Source organism: Streptomyces shenzhenensis (assembly GCF_003688995.1).
Taxonomy (GTDB): Bacteria; Actinomycetota; Actinomycetes; order Streptomycetales; family Streptomycetaceae; genus Streptomyces; species Streptomyces shenzhenensis_A.
The window spans coordinates 81,206-98,722 of record NZ_PENI01000038.1 but is presented as its reverse complement, the minus strand read 5'-3'; the positions used below and the strand labels follow the sequence as shown (position 1 = coordinate 98,722).

The 17,517-nt window shown below is 69.6% G+C and carries 17 protein-coding genes and 1 pseudogene; 7 read left to right on the top strand and 11 right to left on the bottom strand.

Translation table 11 applies throughout. The features are described from left to right. Window positions 1-233 (top strand): annotated as a pseudogene (locus CTZ28_RS38885) (crotonyl-CoA carboxylase/reductase); the annotation flags it as partial. On the opposite strand, the gene CTZ28_RS38880 reads toward CTZ28_RS38885, so the two are convergent. Further along, window positions 202-876, bottom strand: coding sequence for a TioE family transcriptional regulator (locus CTZ28_RS38880; protein ID WP_121894481.1), 675 nt, complete (start codon window positions 874-876; stop codon window positions 202-204). The pseudogene CTZ28_RS38885 and the gene CTZ28_RS38880 sit on opposite strands and share 32 nt — an antisense overlap. On the opposite strand from CTZ28_RS38880, the gene CTZ28_RS38875 reads away from it, so the two are divergent. Continuing rightward, the gene (locus tag CTZ28_RS38875; protein ID WP_121894480.1) at window positions 857-2,008 is read left to right on the top strand and encodes an erythromycin esterase family protein; all 1,152 of its coding nucleotides are present in this window, start codon (window positions 857-859) and stop codon (window positions 2,006-2,008) included. The genes CTZ28_RS38880 and CTZ28_RS38875 overlap by 20 nt on opposite strands. Window positions 2,009-2,027: 19 nt before the next feature. On the opposite strand, the gene CTZ28_RS38870 is transcribed toward CTZ28_RS38875, so the two are convergent. Beyond that, a complete protein-coding gene (locus CTZ28_RS38870; protein ID WP_121894479.1) occupies window positions 2,028-2,462 on the bottom strand; it encodes a winged helix-turn-helix transcriptional regulator in 435 nt (144 codons plus the stop codon). A gap of 130 nt (window positions 2,463-2,592) precedes the next feature. On the opposite strand from CTZ28_RS38870, the gene CTZ28_RS38865 reads away from it, so the two are divergent. Continuing rightward, window positions 2,593-3,465 carry an aldo/keto reductase family oxidoreductase gene (locus CTZ28_RS38865; RefSeq protein WP_121894478.1) on the top strand — a complete coding sequence of 291 codons (873 nt, stop codon included), beginning with the start codon at window positions 2,593-2,595 and terminating at the stop codon, window positions 3,463-3,465. A gap of 266 nt (window positions 3,466-3,731) precedes the next feature. Here CTZ28_RS38865 and CTZ28_RS38860 read toward each other — a convergent pair whose 3' ends face one another. Beyond that, the gene (locus CTZ28_RS38860; protein WP_121894477.1) at window positions 3,732-4,298 is read right to left on the bottom strand and encodes a DUF6529 family protein; all 567 of its coding nucleotides are present in this window, start codon (window positions 4,296-4,298) and stop codon (window positions 3,732-3,734) included. 368 nt (window positions 4,299-4,666) lie between these two features. On the opposite strand from CTZ28_RS38860, the gene CTZ28_RS38855 reads away from it, so the two are divergent. Further along, window positions 4,667-5,296 (top strand): class I SAM-dependent methyltransferase, encoded by a 630-nt coding sequence (locus tag CTZ28_RS38855; RefSeq protein WP_121894476.1) that lies wholly within the window; start codon window positions 4,667-4,669, stop codon window positions 5,294-5,296. 92 nt (window positions 5,297-5,388) lie between these two features. Here CTZ28_RS38855 and CTZ28_RS38850 read toward each other — a convergent pair whose 3' ends face one another. Beyond that, complete coding sequence (locus CTZ28_RS38850; protein ID WP_121894486.1) at window positions 5,389-6,252, bottom strand: NAD(P)H-binding protein; 864 nt, start codon at window positions 6,250-6,252, stop codon at window positions 5,389-5,391. Window positions 6,253-6,339: 87 nt separating this feature from the next. Here CTZ28_RS38850 and CTZ28_RS38845 point away from each other — a divergent pair, with 87 nt between their 5' ends. After that, window positions 6,340-6,936 (top strand): TetR/AcrR family transcriptional regulator, encoded by a 597-nt coding sequence (locus tag CTZ28_RS38845; RefSeq protein WP_121894475.1) that lies wholly within the window; start codon window positions 6,340-6,342, stop codon window positions 6,934-6,936. 382 nt (window positions 6,937-7,318) lie between these two features. Here the strand turns inward: CTZ28_RS38845 and CTZ28_RS38840 are convergent, their stop codons facing one another. Further along, on the bottom strand, window positions 7,319-8,101 hold the full coding sequence (locus CTZ28_RS38840) for an SDR family NAD(P)-dependent oxidoreductase (protein ID WP_121894474.1): 783 nt from the start codon (window positions 8,099-8,101) through the stop codon (window positions 7,319-7,321). 98 nt (window positions 8,102-8,199) lie between these two features. Between CTZ28_RS38840 and CTZ28_RS38835 the strand changes: the two genes are divergently transcribed. Then, window positions 8,200-8,802 (top strand): TetR/AcrR family transcriptional regulator, encoded by a 603-nt coding sequence (locus CTZ28_RS38835; RefSeq protein WP_121894473.1) that lies wholly within the window; start codon window positions 8,200-8,202, stop codon window positions 8,800-8,802. A 169-nt stretch (window positions 8,803-8,971) separates the two neighbouring features. Here the strand turns inward: CTZ28_RS38835 and CTZ28_RS38830 are convergent, their stop codons facing one another. From CTZ28_RS38830 to CTZ28_RS38820, 3 genes are all read right to left on the bottom strand, one after another. Beyond that, entirely contained in the window at window positions 8,972-10,288 is a 1,317-nt protein-coding gene (locus CTZ28_RS38830) for an MFS transporter (protein WP_121894472.1), read from the bottom strand. A gap of 958 nt (window positions 10,289-11,246) precedes the next feature. Next, on the bottom strand, window positions 11,247-11,558 hold the full coding sequence (locus CTZ28_RS38825; protein WP_121894471.1) for a hypothetical protein: 312 nt from the start codon (window positions 11,556-11,558) through the stop codon (window positions 11,247-11,249). Window positions 11,559-11,659: 101 nt separating this feature from the next. Then, window positions 11,660-13,867 (bottom strand): MMPL family transporter, encoded by a 2,208-nt coding sequence (locus tag CTZ28_RS38820; RefSeq protein WP_121894470.1) that lies wholly within the window; start codon window positions 13,865-13,867, stop codon window positions 11,660-11,662. A gap of 449 nt (window positions 13,868-14,316) precedes the next feature. On the opposite strand from CTZ28_RS38820, the gene CTZ28_RS38815 reads away from it, so the two are divergent. Continuing rightward, window positions 14,317-15,528, top strand: coding sequence for a sensor histidine kinase (locus CTZ28_RS38815; RefSeq protein ID WP_183154805.1), 1,212 nt, complete (start codon window positions 14,317-14,319; stop codon window positions 15,526-15,528). 20 nt (window positions 15,529-15,548) lie between these two features. On the opposite strand, the gene CTZ28_RS38810 is transcribed toward CTZ28_RS38815, so the two are convergent. The 3 genes from CTZ28_RS38810 to CTZ28_RS38800 are packed head-to-tail and all read right to left on the bottom strand — an operon-like array spanning window position 15,549 to window position 17,453. Then, on the bottom strand, window positions 15,549-16,232 hold the full coding sequence (locus tag CTZ28_RS38810) for a response regulator (RefSeq protein ID WP_121894468.1): 684 nt from the start codon (window positions 16,230-16,232) through the stop codon (window positions 15,549-15,551). Window positions 16,233-16,278: 46 nt separating this feature from the next. Further along, window positions 16,279-16,869, bottom strand: coding sequence for a TetR/AcrR family transcriptional regulator (locus tag CTZ28_RS38805; protein WP_121894467.1), 591 nt, complete (start codon window positions 16,867-16,869; stop codon window positions 16,279-16,281). Beyond that, window positions 16,860-17,453, bottom strand: a complete 594-nt coding sequence (locus CTZ28_RS38800; protein WP_121894485.1) for a PIG-L family deacetylase — start codon at window positions 17,451-17,453, stop codon at window positions 16,860-16,862. Before CTZ28_RS38800 ends, CTZ28_RS38805 begins: the two co-directional genes overlap by 10 nt. Window positions 17,454-17,517: the final 64 nt, after the last annotated feature.

Genomic DNA, 17,517 nt, shown 5'->3' with positions numbered 1-17,517 from the left:
CCTGGGAGGCCAACCGGCTCGTCGCCAAGGGAAAGATCCACCCGACACTCTCCAGGGTCTACGCCCTCCACGACACCGGGCAGGCCGCCCACGACGTGCACCGCAACACCCACCAGGGCAAGGTCGGCGTCCTCTGCCTGGCCCCCGAAGAAGGCCTCGGCATACACGACGAGGAACTACGCGCCCAGCACATCGACGCCATCAACCGTTATCGGCCGACACCCCGTCCCTGAACCCGCGCTCGCGGAGGTAAGCCTCCAGCTCAGCGGCCCCGGTCAGCATCGCCCGCCCCCGGGCGGACAGCCGGCCGTGCCAGTCGCCCAGTGCGGCCTCCAGCGGTTCCAGCCCGCCGGCCGTCCGTACCTGGGCGATCAGCGGGGCGATCTGCTCCAGCAGGTAGCCGCCACGCCTGAGCTGGTGGGCCAGTCGGGCGTCCCGTACGTCGGCCTCGTCGTAGACGCGGTACCCGGTCCGCGGGTCGCGGCGCGGGCGCACCAGCCCGGCGCGCTCCCATGTGCGCAGCGTCGCGGGCCGGATGCCGAGCTTCTTCGCCAGCGGCCCGATGAACGTGCCGTCGGGCCCGGCCGCGGTATCGGGGTGGGACGCCGCGGTGGGCCCCAGGCCCCGAAGGCCACGCTCCACGGCCTGGAGAGTCCGGCGGTCGTCGCTGAGCTGGGCGTGGCTCTCGTCGATGAGACGGAACGCCTCATCGACGGCGCCCTGGTTCACAGCCCGCATGATCGACGTCGCCACCGGGTGCCCGTGGCCGGGCACCAGAGCAAGAAACGCACGCAGGGCTGCGGCGTGCAGCGGCGTATAGGTGCGGTAGCCCCATGCCGTCGAGGCTGATGCCGTGATGAAGTTGCTGCCGGGCAGGCCGCAGCTGTTCGCTCTCGGCGAGCCCGCCCACGGTGAGGAAACGCTGCTCGAACTGCGTAACGAACTGTTCCGGCAACTTGTCGAGCAGGAGGGCTACCGGACGATCGCGATCGAGAGCGACTGCATGAGGGGCCTGGTCGTGGACGACCACGTCACCACGGGCCTGGGTACTCTCGACGAGGTCATGGAGCACGGACTCAGCCACGGCTGGGGCACCTCCGCGGCCAACCGCGAGCTCGTGCGCTGGATGCGCGCGTACAACGACGGCCGGCCCGCGTCCGACCAGCTCCGCTTCGCCGGTTTCGACGGCCCGCTGGAGATCACCGGTGCCGCGAGCCCCCGGCAGGCCCTCACCGCACTCCACGGCTACCTCGCGGCCCGGGTGGACGCGGCCCTGCTCCCCTGCACCGGGGAGACGCTCGACCGTCTGCTCGGCACCGACGGCGGGTGGACCGACCCCGCCGCGATGACGGACCCGGCCCAGTCCGTGGGGCAGTCGACCGAGGCCGGGGAGTTGCGGCTGCTCGCCGACGATCTGGTGGCGCTGCTCGACGCGCAGACGCCGCACCTGCTCGCGGCGACTTCGCGGGACGACTGGGACCGGGCGCGCCTGTACGGCCGCACCGCGACCGGCCTGCTGCGCTACCACCACTGGATGGCCGACACCTCACCGGCCCGTATGACGCGGCTGTGCGCGCTGCGGGATTTGATGATGGCCCACAACCTCCTTGCCGTCGCCGCTCGGGGCCCGGCACTCGTCCACGCCCACAACTCCCATCTCCAGCGGGAGAAGAGCACGATGCAGATGTGGGAGGGGCCGGTGGAGTGGTGGAGCGCCGGTGCGCTGGCGAGCGCCCAGCTCGGCGAGGGATACGCGTTCGTGGCCACGGCCCTCGGCACGATCCGGCACCACGGAGTGGGCACCCCGCCCCCGGACACCGTCGAAGGACTCCTGTACACATTCCCGGAGGACCGCTGCGTCATCGACGCCCGCAGGCTGGCCGCCACCCTCGGCGACACACGGCCCGCCCTCCGCGTATCGCCCTGGTTCGGCTACTCCTCGCTGGACCCGGCGCACCTGGCGGACACCGACGGGATCGTGTTCGTCAAGGACGTCCCTCAGATGTAGAGGGAGAACGCCGTCCACGCTAGGAAGCTCGTGCGTCGTGGCTCTCGCGATTGGCGAGGACTTGTTCCATGTGGGACTGGGCCCACTGTCTGAGCCCGCGTGTCAGGTGGTGGAGTGAGAGGCCGAGGTCAGTCAGCTCGTACGTGACGGTGACAGGGACTGTGGGCGTCACGGTGCGGATGAGCAAGCCGTCGCGTTCGAGAGCCCGTAGGGTCTGGGTCAACATCTTCTGGCTGACGCCAGCCAGTAGCCGGGCCAGCTCGGAGTAGCGCATCGCCTTCGGGGCGTGCGATGCGCCGGGCTGTTCGGGTGTGTCACCGCCCAGTGCGCACAGGATCAGGACGACCCACTTGTCTGAGATCCGGTCGAGGAGCTGACGGCTGGGGCACACCGCCAGAAACGCGTTGTACTCCGCCTTGGCCTGTGCTTTCTTGTCGGCCTTCGTCGTCGTCACTGATCTCGCCTCTCACCTTCTGGGTTGTTACGCACTTCAGAGTGCCTACTTCCCGGCAGGAAGTTCCTCTCCAACACTGGTGCAAGGGGGCTGGAGACACCACCCCTGGTACGAAGTGAAAGGCACCACGATGAACACGCCCTCCGCACCTCTTCCCGGCGGAACCTGGACGCTGGGTGACTCGTCCGTCACCCGGTTCGGCTACGGCGCGATGCAGCTCGCCGGCCCGTGGGTCATGGGGCCGCCCGCCGACCGCGACGGCGCCCTGGCCGTGCTGCGCGAGGCAGTCAGCCTCGGAATCACCCACATCGACACCAGCTACGCCTACGGACCGCGCATCACGAATGAGCTGATCCGTGAAGCGCTGCACCCCTACCCGGAGCCGCTGTTCATCGCCACCAAGGTGGGTGCGACCCGCGACGCGCAGGGCGGCTGGCCCACGGCCCGGCGCCCCGAAGACCTGCGCAAGCAGGTCCACGAGAACCTCGCATCCCTCGGCGTCGAGACCCTCGACCTGGTCAACATGCGCATGGGCGACGCTCAGGGTCCCCAGCCCGGCTCGATCACCGAAGCATTCGAGACGCTCGTCGACCTCCAGCAAGAGGGCCTGATCCGCCACCTCGGCGTCAGCAATGTCACCGGGGAGCAGGTCGCCGAGGCGCGCAGCATCGCCCCGATCGTGTGCGTGCAGAACATGTACAACCTCGCCCACCGCCACGACGACGACCTCGTAGACCACCTCGCCGCCGACGGCATCGCCTACGTGCCGTTCTTCCCCCTGGGAGGCTTCACGCCGCTACAGTCCGAGGCCCTCTCGCAGGTCGCGCACCGACTAGAGGCGACGCCCATGTCGGTCGCGCTGGCCTGGCTGATGCAGCGCTCGCCGAACATCCTGCTCATCCCGGGTACTTCGTCCACCGCCCACCTGCGCGAGAACATCGCAGGCGCCAGCCTCTCCCTCTCGGACGAGGATGTGGCCGAACTGGACAGCATCGCCCACTGAACAACACACAGGTCACAGACGGGCGCGTCACCGGCCTGGCCTGCGGTGAGAACGAACGTGAGGGGCCGGTTGGGCATCCGGTCCGGGAGCAAGGGCTCGATCCGCGCCCACTGCGTGTCAGACAACGGCGCACTCGGACCAACGACCGACTGATCCAAACGAAACTGCCTAGCGCTACTGGCTTCGGCTCGTCAGGAAGCTGCTTCTCGAAGTCCCTGATGAGGCTTGGGTGTTGGCCGGACTGAGGGAGGCGGTGCAGGGAAAGGTCACAGGCCGGGGGCCCGGAAGTCGTTGAGGTACCAGAAGGCGGCGGCGTACCAGAGCAGAGCGATCGCGGTGACGAGGGTGCCGCCGGCGAGCGGAAGCGCCCAGCTGGGCCAGCGGCGGTGGCGGACCACGACGACTTTGGCGACGAAGGCCCCGTAGAGGAAGCAGCCGGTGAGCGAGTGGAGTGCCACGCGGGTGTCGGTCAGCTGGACGCCGTAGGCGGAGATGCAGTGCCAGGCGATCGGGAGGGAGAGGAGGAAGGCGGTGAGACCGATGAGGCGGTGCGTGGTGTGGACCCGGTGCGAGGCGGCGCGCAGTGCGGGCAGGAGGCCGTACATCCAGAGGGCGAGAATCAGCTGAATCAGCGCCAGGCACAGGAGCGCTGAGCCGAGTTGGGCCTTGAGCCTTCTGGCGTCGTCGCCGCGCTGCCCGAAGAGGCTGCTCGTGTAGTCGGGGGTGTGTGTCCGGCCGAACCAGTAGAGGCCGGCCGTCACCGCCAACGGCAGGAGCAACCACAGGACGTCGTAGAGCCGTCGGTGGTTGGCAGGGTGAGCGAGGCGGTCCACGTGATCAGCTGCCCCCGCTCTCGACGTTGTCGGCGGATGGACGGGAGTCAAGGCGAGGAACGGTGCGAGCGGATGCGGCCACCGTCGGCATCGACCGGGGCGGTCGCGGGGCGAGGGTTTCCAACGGGCGCTCCAGTCGTTGCGGGCAGACATCGCCACTACGTCCGAAGAGTCCCTGCGGGGCCAGTCGACGCGCCAGCAGGTACACGAACGGGGAGCGCGGTTGGGCCTGGGTGGCTCATGGGTGCGTAAGCGGGATGCTGCAGACCGCTGATCTCGATCCTCACGCCCGGACTACCCGGCTCGGCGACCGACCACATCCGGTCCCCTTGGATCCGGTGTAGGGCACGGGTGTTAGCTTCTTCCCCGTGGCGGGACACCAGGACGAGACCAGGGCGGCCTACGACGGGGTCGTCGAGCTCTATGCGTCGATGTTCGCTGATCGATTGGAGACGCACCCGTTCTCGCGGAACATGATCGGCACCTTCGCCGAGCTGGTGCGCGGGACGGGGAACCTGCGGGCAGCCGATGTCGGGTGCGGGCCCGGGCATCTGACGGCCATGCTGCATGACCTGGGTCTGGACGCCTTCGGGCTCGACCTCTCCCCGGGCATGGTCGACCACGCCCGGCGGGCCCATCCGGCGCTGCAGTTCGACGAGGCACGGATGGAGGCCCTGCCGGTCGAGGACGGCGCGCTCGGCGGCGTACTGGCCCACTACTCGATGATCCACACCCCTCCCGGGGAATTGCTCCCGCTGCTCGCCGAGCAGGTACGTGTTCTGGCGCCAGGGGGCCTGCTCCTGGTCTCGTTCTTCGCGACCGACGGGCCCGAGCCGGTCCGCTTTGACCACAAGGTGACGCCCGCCTACAGCTGGCCGGCGGACCGGTTCGCCGAGTTGCTGGCCGGGGCCGGGCTCGTCACGTTCGCCCGGCTGCTCCACGACCCGGCCTCCGAGCGGGGCTTCCTCGACGCCCACTTGCTGGCCCGCCGCCCCTAAGAATTTCCCATCGACATCGCGCACGTGGACCGCAGGCTGTGCGTCCTGTCGGTACGCACGATGCCCTGGGCCGCTGACCGCGGTCGACGAGGTTACGACCCCTCCGAACCCTCCGTGAACGCGGTGGCGTGGTCGGCGGCCCACTGGCGAAACGTTCGCGGCGCCGTCCCGAGGATGTCGGCCACCGCAGTGGTGATGTACGCGGGCTGTCCGACCGCCGCGCTCCACGCGGCAAGCAGCATGTCGACGACCGAGCTGGGCGCCGTGCCCTCGCACAGGCTTCGGAACTCGTCCGGCGTCATCTCCTCGAATGCGATCCGGCGCCCCAGGGCGTCACCGATGACGTCCACCTGCGCGGCTTGGGTCAGTGATGCGGGGCCCGTGAGGACGTAGTCGCCTCCGACGTATCCGCCCTGATAGAGCGTCCGCGCCGCGACGGCTGCGACGTCGCGGTCGTCGACCGGTGCCGACTCGGCAGTGCCGTAGGGCCACCGGACGACCTCGCCGGCCCGGATCGCGGGCGCCCACCAGGCCAGCGAGTTCGACGCGAACATCCCCGGCCGGATGATCGTCGACTCGAGTCCGGTGGCCGCGATGAGCCGCTCGATGTCGGCGTGCAGCACCGCCATGGGATTGGGCTGCTGGAAGAGGGGGTGCGGCGTCTGATGCGGGGAGGAGAGGAAGACGACCCGCCGCACGTGGGCTGCCAGCCGCTCGACGACTGCCTCGGCGGTCCGAGGCGGGGCGGTCCAGACGAGGAAGACCGCATCGGCGCCAGTCAATGCCCGGTCGAGCGTTTCGGGCACGGTGAGGTCGCCGGTGAAGACCTCGGCCTTCGCCGGCAGCGTCGCCGCGGCCTCGGAGCGATGGGTGAGGGCGCGGACCGGCACGCCCGCGTCGAGGAGTTGGTCGATGACGACGCGGCCGACCCGGCCCGTCGCCCTGGTTACGAGCACGGGAGGAATGTCCATCTGATTCACGCCGCTCATGAAAACGTTACTCGGTTAAAAAAGCAACCCGGTAATGACTGTTACAGTGGTCAGGTGAGCGAGCCGACGGGGCTGCGGGCCCGCAAGAAGGAGCGGACGCGTGACGCCATCGGCGACGCGGCCGTCTCGCTGTTCCTGGAGCGAGGCTTCGACCGCGTCTCGGTCAACGACATCGCCGCGGCGGCCGAGATCTCCAAGCCGACCCTCTTCCGGTACTTCCCCACCAAGGAAGACCTGGTGCTGCACCGGTTTGCGGACCACCTAGGAGAGGCGGCACGCGTCGTACGTGACCGCAGGTCCGGCGTCAAGCCGGTGACGGCGCTGCACCGGCACTTCCGGGCCGGCCTCGATCGGTACGACCCCGTCACCGGCCTCAACGATCATCCCGAGGTGGTGGCGTTCCATCGGCTGGTGTTCACCACACCGAGCCTGGCGGCACGGCTCACGCAGTACCAGCTCGAGGACGAGGAAGCACTGGCGGACGCCCTCGGCGAAGGCATCCAGGCACGCCTGCGAGCCGCCCAGGTACTCGCGGTCCAACGGGTGCTCGCCAGAACCAACTGGCAGAAGATCGCCGACGGCCGAACCGCCCACGACGTCCACCCCGAGGCCGTAGCCGACGCCGACCAGGCGTTCAGCCAACTGCGCTGACAGGTGACACTCCCGGTCGAAGAAGGCTCCGCAGCCTGGTGCCCCGGAGACGACGACGGTCGTGGCGCGCGACCGCCCAGGCCGACAGCCTCCTGCTTCCGGGCGATCTGCACGTCGAGTTGGGCAATCTTCTGTGAGGCTCAGCCGGCCCTGCAGTACAACGCAGTGCCCGCTGGTCCGGAGACGCCTGGCACAGGTTCGCCGGAGGTAGGTGACGAGTTTGCTGGTCACACTTCGTGCGACGGCGGTTGTCGAGGCTGGTGAAGTAGAGCGAAGAGTCGGCCCGGCACAGTCCGTTCGCGCCCGAGCCGCACCCACACGTCCTTGACGCGATCGGTCTCCGGCGTCGTGTTCAGCTGCCGCGACACGGTCGGGGTTCCGCCTACTGCAGGGAAACCGAGGGTTTGGGGGCCTGGCGTGCTGCCAGGGCGAGGACGATCCTTCTGGGCAGCGTGCGCATCAGGGCGGCGGCCAGGGTGTTGAGGCGTCCCGACACGGCGGTGGGGCGATCGTTGTCCAGGGCGCGGAAGGCGGTGTCGACGACCTGTTCGGGGGTCTGGAAGCGGACACCTCGGGTGGAGGTGCCCGAGGTCTCGTAGAACTCGCTGCTGGTGGGCCCCGGTGACAGGCACAGGACGCGCAGCCGGCTGCCGCGGGCCTCGGCCCACAGGGCTTCGGTGAAGGAGAGCACGAAGGCTTTCGCCGCCGCGTAGACAGCCATACCGGGCATGGGTGCGTAGCCGGTCAGGCTGGCCACGTTGATCAGGAGACCCGTTTCGGCACCCAGGAGGTCGGGCCAGAAGGCCTTCGTCAGGTCGGTCAGAGCGGTGACGTCCAGGGCGATCTGCCGTGCGACGCTGTCCGCGTCGGCTTCCTCGAACCTCTCGGTACGGCCGTAGCCCGCACAGTTCACCAGCGCGCCGGCGACCAGGCCGTGTTCCGCAAGTCGGGCGCGCAGCGCCGCGCCGGGCCGGGGCCCGGTGAGGTCCAGGGCTATGGGCGTCACCGTCGCCGAGTACTGCCCGCGCAAGTCCGCAGCAAGGCTCTCGAGCCGGTCCAGACGCCGGGCGACCAGGACGAGGTCGTCGCCCTGCTGCGCGAAACGGCGGGCGAACTCGGCGCCGATGCCCGAACTTGCTCCGGTGATGACCGTGGTCCTCCGCATGACGCTCCCCAGAGGTTGACAGGTGTTAAGTGCGGTGAGTGACACGGTACATTGACACCTGTTAACCAGCAAGTTCGGGAGAGTACGGAGGGCGGCGGATGATCGTCGGCACAGCAGACAAAGGAAGCCGCGACCTACGCCAGGCTCTGATCGAGGCTGCCTCGGCACTGCTCCAGGAACCGCGCCCGGCCCCGGCCCCGTCACTGCGGGCCGTGGCCCGGGCGTGCGGTGTCTCAGCGACCGCGGTCTACCTGCACTTCGACTCAGGCGCGGCGCTCATCGACGCGGTGCTCGACATGCACTTCACCGACGCCCGGACCCGGGCCGAGGCGGCCGTGGCCGCCGCCGCAGGGCCGCGCGAACGCCTGGACGCGTTCGCCCTGACGTACGTCGACTGGGCGCTGGCCCACCCGGGCCCGTACCAACTGGTCTTCGAAAGCGTCGACTGGCTCAAGGAGACCGACACCGTCCGCACCTGGATGGAAAACCGCACCGCTGCCATGGCCGAGGACCTGAAGGCGACCGCCCCCGCCGTCGACGAGGCGGAGGCGCTGGACCGGGCTGAACAGTTGTGGACCGCTCTCCACGGCATCATCTCCGGCCGCTGTCGCCAGGGACGGCACGAATGGCGCCGCGATGTCACCGACGAGGTCACCAGCATGGTGGCCATCTTCGCCGATGCCCACCACCACAGGAGGTAGAGATCCTTTTGCGGGGCTGTTGATGCGCTGCCACCGGGATACCTCATCTGCTGGTACAGCGCGCGGCCCACGACAGCCCTCCCGAACCGGCCGTGCAGATCCGTAAGTTCATCGGGAGCGATGCCCGGTTCCCCCGGGGTCCTGGGTCGGGCTTCCTGCAGATAGGGCTTCACTCGCTGGTAATTTCCGGTGAATCCGTGCTCTCCGGCGGGGCGGGAAGTGTCCGGCCCAGGCGGGCGAGTGGGGACAGGGCCATCAGCGCCGGCGACAGCAGCATGCCTGCGGCTGTTACCAGGAGACTGGTGCGGGTTCCCCACGCTTCCGCGAGAAGGCCGCCGAGCAGCGAGCCGAGCGGGGTCAGTCCCATGCCGACGAAGTTGATCGTCGCGGCCGCGCGGCCTTGCATCCTGTCCGGAGTGACGGTCTGCCGGATAGTCATGACCGTGACATTCACCAGCTGGCTGAAGGTCCCGAAGGCGAAGTTGACCGTAAGGAGCGCGGGAATCGTCACCATAGGCGAGCCGTGCAGTGCAGGCACGAACAGAAACACGCCGTCGCCGAGTACTGCCGCGGACACGAGCACAGCGCCATATCCGAAGCGGCTCGGCAGGCGGGCGGCCAGCAGTGAGCCCAGCAGTGCGCCCGGCCCCGTCGCCGCGAGTGCCAGCCCGACGGCGGTGCCCGAGAGGTGCAGGTCCCGGGGCAGGAACAGCAGATAGACGGTCATCACAGCCGCGAAGAAGAACTGGAAGGTGGCTGATGCGAGGCACACGGTGCGCAGCGAGGTGTCGCCGGTGACAAAGCGGAGGCCTTCATGGATCCGCCGCCAGACCCGAGGAGGACGTTCCGAGTGTTCCGGGACGGATTCGCGGCGACCGATCCGTCGGATCGACACGGTCGACAGCGCGAAGAACACCGCGCTGGAGGCGGCGGCGATCGGCGCCGACAGCACAGACACCAACGCACCGCCGAGGGCGGGGCCGCCGATCTGCGCCGCGGACCGACTGCCCTCCAGCGCGCTGTTGGCCCGCACCAACTGATCGCGTTTCACCAGCCGTACCAAGGAGGCCTGGTATGCCACGTCGAAGAACACGGACAGAGCCCCGACGGCGAAGGCAACCACGAGCAGCGCGGGCAGACCGAGCCCACCGAGGAAGCCGGCCACGGCGGCGGCGCCCAGTGCCAGGGCCCGACCGGCGTCCGTCAGCGCCATCAGCGTACGGGTCCGCCATCTGTCCACCCACACGCCCGCGAAGAGCGACAGCAGCAGGATCGGTGCCTGTCCCACCGCGCGCAGGGCGCCCAACTGGCCGGCACCGGCGTTGAGCGTCAGGACGGCGACGAGCGGCAGAACCACCAGACTTGCATGTTCGCCCAGTTGCGAGGCCGTCTGGCCCACCCAGAGCCGACGGAAGTCGCCGTCCCGCCACAGGCTTGACGGAACGGGTCGACCGGAATCGGATGCAGCGGAGGAAGAAGACGGCACAGGGACCCCTCGGATGACCGAAGACGAGACCCGCCGACCGGGGCACGACAGGTGCACCGACCGTTTCAGGCAGCGGGAAAGAAAGGCTCGCTGTGCCGCGCATCAGGGGCAGCACGCGATGACAGGCCGCTCACGGCCTCAAACGTCAACGCGTGCCGGGACGACCGACCATGTCTTCGCTCCTCGTGAGTCACTCGCTGCGCGAACACTAACTCCCGCTCGGCAGGACATGAAAGGCGATTAAGGACCGGACAGCCGACGGGAGGAGCCCGGCAGGGAAGGGCGGCTGAAGTGGCCGCTCGGGCCCCGGAGACCGCATGTTGACAGCCGAGCCCTGGACCGACACCGCCTGGACCGCAGGACCGCTTCAACCTGACGTCGCATTGGTCTGCTCCGGCCTCGATGAGTGGGAGCTGCGAGGAGGCGTGGAGGACGATGGCTGACCTTGTCGTCTAACCTTGTTTCGGCTGGGGTGGGTATGGAGCAGGTGGTCATTGAATCCGTCAGGTACTCCGCTGTGTGCCAGGAATGCGACGCGGAGCTGGAGTGCTGGGGAGTACAGACGGAACACCTGGCCCGCGCGCTTCGGAAGTCCGGCATTCGTGCTGCAGCCACTCGTCCTTAGGCGTCTGATCTGGTCGTGAATGACGTGGTCGACCGTCGGACGGCAGGTTCTCGTGGGGAACCGGCCATGGAGCAGGACCGTCAGCCCGGCGACGCGGTCCCTGGTCGGCACGGCATTGGCCATCGGGCCGCGCCGGCAGCGTCCGCAGCTGGCGTTCGCCTGCGCATCGGCGGCAGAGCCCGAATGGATCAGTCGCTAGACCGTCCTGATACTTCATCCCGAAGACGCGCAGCCTGCCGCGGTGCGGCTCTCTGGAGGTCCGCCGGGCGCAGTCAGTTGAAGTTCAGTGCCCTTTACCGGCGGTACGGGCACACCGGTGTCGCCCGTTCGAAGCTACGGGCCCGGGCATGCCTCCGTTGTTTTTACGACTCGTACGGTGATCAGGGTGGTGGTGGCGTAGCGCGCGGGTCGGGGCTGCTGGGAGCAGACTTTCCAGTTGTCGCCCCACAGGGGGACACGGTGGCGGTCGAGTGCGTCCGCCCCGGCCAGGTGACCGAACCCCGCGTCCCGGGTCGCCAGTTGTGCTGCGCGCAGAGTCATTCCGTGCAGGTCCGGAAGCTCGGCCCGCTGCTGTCTGGCGTGCTCGGACAGGGCGAACAGGGCCACGACGACCGCGATGGTGAGGAGGGCAGGACCTTTGCGCATGGCTTCTCTCCCGGGGCGGGCGCGGGGCGGGGGCGGTTGGTCGGGGCGTGGCCCTCGTACGGCGCTGCGCCCGCACACGGCGTGCGGGCGCAGCAGGCCGGTCAGCGGGTGGAGGTGAAGTCCGCTTCCGCCGTTGCGGGTTCGTGGGCTCCGGGGGCCGTACCGGCGAGCTTCTCGCCTTCGATGTCCACGTGCGGCAGCCTGCGGTCGAGCCAGCCGGGGAGCGACCAGGCGCGGTGGCCGAGCAGGGCCAGGACGGCGGGGACGAGGGTCATGCGGACCACGAACGCGTCGAAGAGAACGGCGGCGGCGAGGCCCAGGCCGAGTGACTTGATCATGGTGTCTTCGCCGCCGACGAAGCCGCCGAAGACGCCCGTCATGATGAGCGCGGCTGCGGTGACGACCTTGCCGCTGTGCCGGAAACCCTCGGTGATCGCGTTGCTCGGGCTGGCGCCGTGGACGTGGGCCTCGCGGATCCGGGTGACGAGGAAGACCTGGTAGTCCATGGCGAGGCCGAAGACGATGCCGACGGTGAGGATCGGCACGAGGCTGTTGAGCGGGCCGGTGGTCTCCACACCGAACAGGTCCTTGAACCAGCCCCATTGGAAGATCGCCACCATGACCCCGAAAGCGGCCAGCACCGACAGCAGGAAGCCGAGCGCCGCCTTGAGCGGGACCAGGAGGGACCGGAAGACGAGGATCAGGACGAGGAAGGCCAGACCGACGACGAGCGCCAGATAGGGGACGATGGCGTCCGTGAACTTCGCGGCGATGTCGATGTTCATCGCGGTGGTGCCGGTCACCAGACCCTCGGCGCCGGTGCCGGCGCGGGTGTCCTCGGCCTGGTCGCGGATGGCGTGGACCAGGTCCTTGGTCGCCTCGCTCGCGGGTGCGCTCTTCGGGACGACAGCGAGCATCGCCGTGTCGCCCGCCGGGTTGTACACCGCCGGGGCGACGGCGGCGACGTCCTTCATGTCCTCGATGGCGCTGGTGAGTTCGCCGACGGCCTGCTTCGCCGTCGCCGGTTCGCTGTCGCTGACGACGACGGTGAGGGGACCGTTGAAGCCGGGGCCGAAGGACTCGGCGAGCATGTCGTAGGCCTTGCGCTCGGTGCTGGCGGGAGGCTTGGAGCCGTCGTCGGGCAGGCCCAGCGCGAGCTTGGCCGTGGGCAGGGCGACCACGATCAGGCTCACGGCCGAGACGAGCAGGACCTGCCACGGCCGGCGCAGGACGAAGGCAGCCCAGCGGTCTGCCAGGGCCGGCTTGGTGCGCGGTCGCCGGGTGCCGGTGGTCCGCCGGCGGCCGAGGGCGCGTTCGGGTGCGAAGGCGAGCAGGGCCGGGACCAGGGTGACGGCGACCAGGACGGCGACGATGACAGCGCCGGCGGCGGCCATGCCCATGGCCGTCAGCACGGGCAGGTTGACCACGGCCAGGCCGACGAGGGCGATGACGACGGTCAGGCCGGCGAAGACCACGGCGGAGCCGGCCGTGCCGTTCGCGCGTGCGGCCGCTTCCCGGGCGTCGTGACCCGCCTGCCGCTCGGAGCGGTAGCGGGACACGATGAACAGGGCGTAGTCGATGCCCACCGCGATACCGAGCATGGACGCCAGCGCCGAGGTGCTGCTGTTGAGGTCGAGGGTGGCGGCCAGCGCGGTCACGGAGCTGAGCGTGATCCCGACGCCGATCACGGCGGTCAGCAGGGGCATCCCGGCCGCGGCGAAGGAGCCGAAGGTGACCACCAGGATCAGCGCGGCCAGGAGGAACCCGATCGCCTCGGAGGAGGTGCTGGATTCGGCGGGCGCCAGTGCGTTGCCGGACGCCTCGACGGTCAGTCCCTTGTCACGTGCCGTGTCGAGGGCGTCGTCGAAGTGCCGGTGGTCGGCGTCGGTCAGGTCGGTCGGCTTGGCCTTGTAGGTGACCTGGGCGTAGCCGGTGGTGCCGTCGGCGCTGACGGTCCGGGCGGCGTAGGGGTCGACGACCGAGGCGACGCGCGGCGAGGAGTCCCTGAGGTCCTTCAACAGCGCGGTGACCTCGGCGCGGGGGCCGCTGCCGGTCAGTTTCTCCCCGTGGGATGCTCGTACGACGACGCGGGCGCTCGCCCCGTCGGCGTTGGCGGCGGGGAGTTTCTCGGCGAGCAGATCGTTCGCCTTCTGCGCTTCGATGCCGGGCAGGGTGATGTTCGTGTTACCGCTGCCGCTGCTGCCCGCCGCCGCGGCGCCTGCGACGCCCAGTACGACCGCCCAGAGCAGCAGAATCAGCCAGCGGTGCGCGAAGGCGCCCCGGCCGATGCGGTGCAGGAATGTAGCCATGAGAAAGACAGACTCCGTACGTCACAGGATGCGAAGAAGGCGCAGAGCGCGAGCCCGTCAAGGCAGGCGTCGGCCGACGGCCGGCTCGGGAGCCCGATGAGGGCGGCCCGGGTTCGCCGTTCTTCACGGTCGGACAGGGGGTGGGGCGGGGCCGCAGGCCGCTCACCTGTAGCCCCGCCGGCGTGCCGGGGACCGTCCCCACCGGCCTCGGCACGCCTGGACACCGCTGTCCCGGATCGCGTCAGGGTCCGGGCGCGGCGCCCGATCGTGCGGGGCCCGTCACCGTCGTCGGGCCCGAGGACACCGGCGCCGGGGGAGCGCCGGTGTCCCGCAGTCAGGCTGCCCCGATCTGCCCGTCCCCGGTGTCAGCCGTTCGGCCGGGCTGTGCCACGGCGTGTCGGCCGTTCGGCCGACAGCAGCGGACGGGCCGGTTTCCTAGGCTGATGCCCGTGGACTGGAAGCTTCCGTTTTCCCCGGGGGTGCGGCGTCTCATCTCCGCCGCCGTAGTGGTGAGCCTGACCCTGACGTGGGTGGGTGACATCACCGTGCTGACGGCACAGCGCAACTCGCCCACCAGCTGGGTCGCGGTGTTCGTCACCGGTCCGCTGGCCGTTCTGGCCCTGCCCGACACCCGCTGGCTGCCCTCGCTCACGGTGCGAGCGACGGGTGTGGCCATCATGTCCATGACGCTGAGCTGCCTGTGTCTGTTCGTGTCGCACTCCGCGGGGGACTGGGGTCTCCTGGAGACTCTCGCGCTGCTGTTCCTGACCGCCAGGGTGCTCGGCGTGACGCAGCACACCCGCACCGCGGCGTGGACCGTCACCCTCCTGGTTGTCAGTGTGATGATGCTGCCGCTGCGCATCGGGACGCTGGACGCCTTCGTGACGGGCGGCTATCTGCTGACGGTCGCGCTCGCGCTGTGCGTCATCATCGGCTACTCCACCCGCGCGCTCGAGGCCCGCAGGCAGCGCGCCGTCCAGGACGTGCGGCAGGCCGAGCGGCTGGCTCTGGCCCGGGACCTGCACGACCTCATCGCCCACCACATGACGGGCATCATCGTGCAGGCCAACGCGGCCCGGACCGTCTGCGCGACGGCGCCCGAGAAGGTCGAGCCGGTCCTGGAAGCGATCGCCCGGTCCGGCACCGAGACGCTGGAGTCGATGCGGCGCCTGGTGCGCGTCCTGCGCGAGGACAACCACACGGCTCTGCGCCCCGCGGACCTGATCTCCGAACTCGGGGACCTCGTCGCCGACTTCTCACGCCGACAGCCCGACGCCCCCGCGGCACGTCTCGAGGCCACCGCGGCAGTACGGACGAACAGATTCAGCCCCGAGGTGGAGACGTCCGTGTACCGGGTGGTTCAGGAGGCACTCACCAACGTGCACCGTCACGCCCCGGGCGAGGGTGTGGTCGTACGGCTGGACGCCGACCCGGGCTGGCTCCACGTCACGGTCAGCAACAGCTGGGCGCAGCGCCGTACCGGGGGTCCGGCGGGCGGGCGGAGCGGGCTCGGGCTGATAGGGCTGCGGGAACGCGTCGAGGCGCTCGACGGGACCTTCTCGGCGGGCCCCGAGCACCCCGGCCGCTGGGAGGTCCGTGCCGGCCTGCCCCGTTCCCCCGCCGATTCCCCTCTGAACCCGCCCCGACCGGCCAAGAAGTAGGGGAAAGCCGCTACGAGTTCCTACGCGCCTCGTCCGAACCGCGAGGTGATCACACCGTGTTCCCATGCCCAGGCCGCGACCTCTACACGGTTGCGGGCCTCGATCTTGGACTGGATCCGGGCCAGGTAGGTCTTCACCGACGACAGCGACAGAAACAGTTCGTCGCCGATCTCCTGATTGGTACGGCCCACCGCGACCAGCCGCGTGATCTCCGTCTCCCTGACGCTGAGCCCGACCGCCTCCCGGGGTGCTTCTCCGAGCGGGCCTTTCTGTAACTGCCGCAGCAGCCGGACGGTGACCGCAGGCGAAACGAGCGCGTCGCCGCGCGAGGCCGCCCGCACCGCCTCGACCAGCAGCGCGGGCGGCGCGTCCTTGAGCAGGAACCCGCACGCGCCGTACCGCAGCGCGTCCCTCACGTAGTCGTCCTGGTCGAACGTGGTGATGACGACGACGTTCGTCGCGGACGTGTCGGCCCGCTCTCCCACCAGGGTGCGGGTCACCTCCAGACCGTCCAGACGGGGCATGCGGATGTCGACCAACACCACCTGTGGTTTGAGCCGACGGGCAAGTTCGACACATGCGACGCCGTCTCCGGCCACACCCACGACACGAATGTCGGGCTGGGCATCGAGGATCATCTCGAAACCGGCACGCACCAGTTCCTGGTCGTCCGCGATCACCACATCGATCAGCTCGCCACTCACCTGCGGTTCCTTTCTGCGCCCGGTGCGGCAGGTGACCGGCCGAGCGTCATCGGCGTGCCGGAAGGGGGGCTCCGGTGCCGTGCAGCATCGTCATGATCCGGTCCGCGTGGTCGGCCGGCGGTGTCGCGTCGAGGCTGTCGCGGTCGTGGTCGTACGCCATCGCGATGATCATGAGGGTGAGGTGTGCGGCTGCGGCGTTCCACAGCTGGTCCCGGCCGCTGCGCTCGGCGATCGCGTCCTCCAGCAGCACTCGCTCCCGCTGGACGACGTCCCACAGCCGGGCCCTCGGACCCGGCGCGCGATCCAGCTGCGCGCGCAGCCTGCGGGTACGGGTCATGTGCTCCGGGCCGACGTCCAGCGCGGCGTGCACGGTGCGGCCGAGCGAGACCACCACGTCCTCGTCCTCGGGCCTGGCCCGGAACTGGGCCGCGAGCGCACCGACGCCGCGCTCGATCGGGTCGAGCAGGATCGCGTCCTTGTTCGCGAAGTACCGGTAGACCGTGGAGATCGCCACCTCGGCGCGCTCGGCCACCTGCTCCAGGGTGGCCGCTTCATAACCGTCGCGTTCGGCGAGCGTGAGCATCGCCTCGTAGATCGCCTCCCGGACCTTCCGCGCCTTCTTCTCCCTCAAACCCACCCAAGAACCCTATCAAAAAGAGAAGACTTCTCAATTGGCATATCTTGTTGCTCCAGCCAGGGGCCGACATCGACAGTCGCGGTGACCTGTTCGTCCGGAACGCTGTACGCCGCCTTGCGCGCACCGATCACGTCTCGCAGCGCCGGCACGGCCGAATGCGGGTGCGTGGCCAGGTACAGCGCCTGCGGCTGCCAGGGGGCCCCGGCATCCGGGTAGAGCTGCCCGAGCCCGGCCGCCTGGGCGGCGAGCACGGTCACCCGATGGGTGTGCACATGATCCGGGTGACCGGGCAGCCCGCCGTAGGCGTCATGGGTGACGACGATGTCCGGGCGGAATTCCCGGATGTGCGTCACCAGCCGTCGTACCGCCTCGTCGAGCGGCGCATCGCAGAACCGCGGGCAGCCCGGCGCCGACCGGGGTACCCGCGCGTCGGCGTACCCGAGCAACCGCGGCTTGCCGGCGCCCAGGATCCGTAGCGCCTCGGCCAGCTCCGCGGCGAAGTTTGTCCCGCTTCTACTTCTGAGCGGCGTAGCAGACGCCCAGTTGGTGATCACGCTCTTGGCCGCGGACGACGGTTTCGACATGGCCCCGCGACACTGCCTATGGACCACCGCGAACAGGTTCCTGCGCCGAGCCCCTGAACGAGCC

Bases quoted from the DNA above. Each gene is read 5' to 3' on its own strand.
- CTZ28_RS38875 (WP_121894480.1), top strand. From the start codon at position 857: ATGAAGTTGCTGCCGGGCAGGCCGCAGCTGTTCGCTCTCGGCGAGCCC.
- CTZ28_RS38825 (WP_121894471.1), bottom strand. From the start codon at position 11,558: ATGCGCAAAGGTCCTGCCCTCCTCACCATCGCGGTCGTCGTGGCCCTG.
- CTZ28_RS38800 (WP_121894485.1), bottom strand. From the start codon at position 17,453: ATGTCGAAACCGTCGTCCGCGGCCAAGAGCGTGATCACCAACTGGGCG.
- CTZ28_RS38865 (WP_121894478.1), top strand. From the start codon at position 2,593: ATGAACACGCCCTCCGCACCTCTTCCCGGCGGAACCTGGACGCTGGGT.
- CTZ28_RS38820 (WP_121894470.1), bottom strand. From the start codon at position 13,867: ATGGCTACATTCCTGCACCGCATCGGCCGGGGCGCCTTCGCGCACCGC.
- CTZ28_RS38835 (WP_121894473.1), top strand. From the start codon at position 8,200: ATGATCGTCGGCACAGCAGACAAAGGAAGCCGCGACCTACGCCAGGCT.
- CTZ28_RS38840 (WP_121894474.1), bottom strand. From the start codon at position 8,101: ATGCGGAGGACCACGGTCATCACCGGAGCAAGTTCGGGCATCGGCGCC.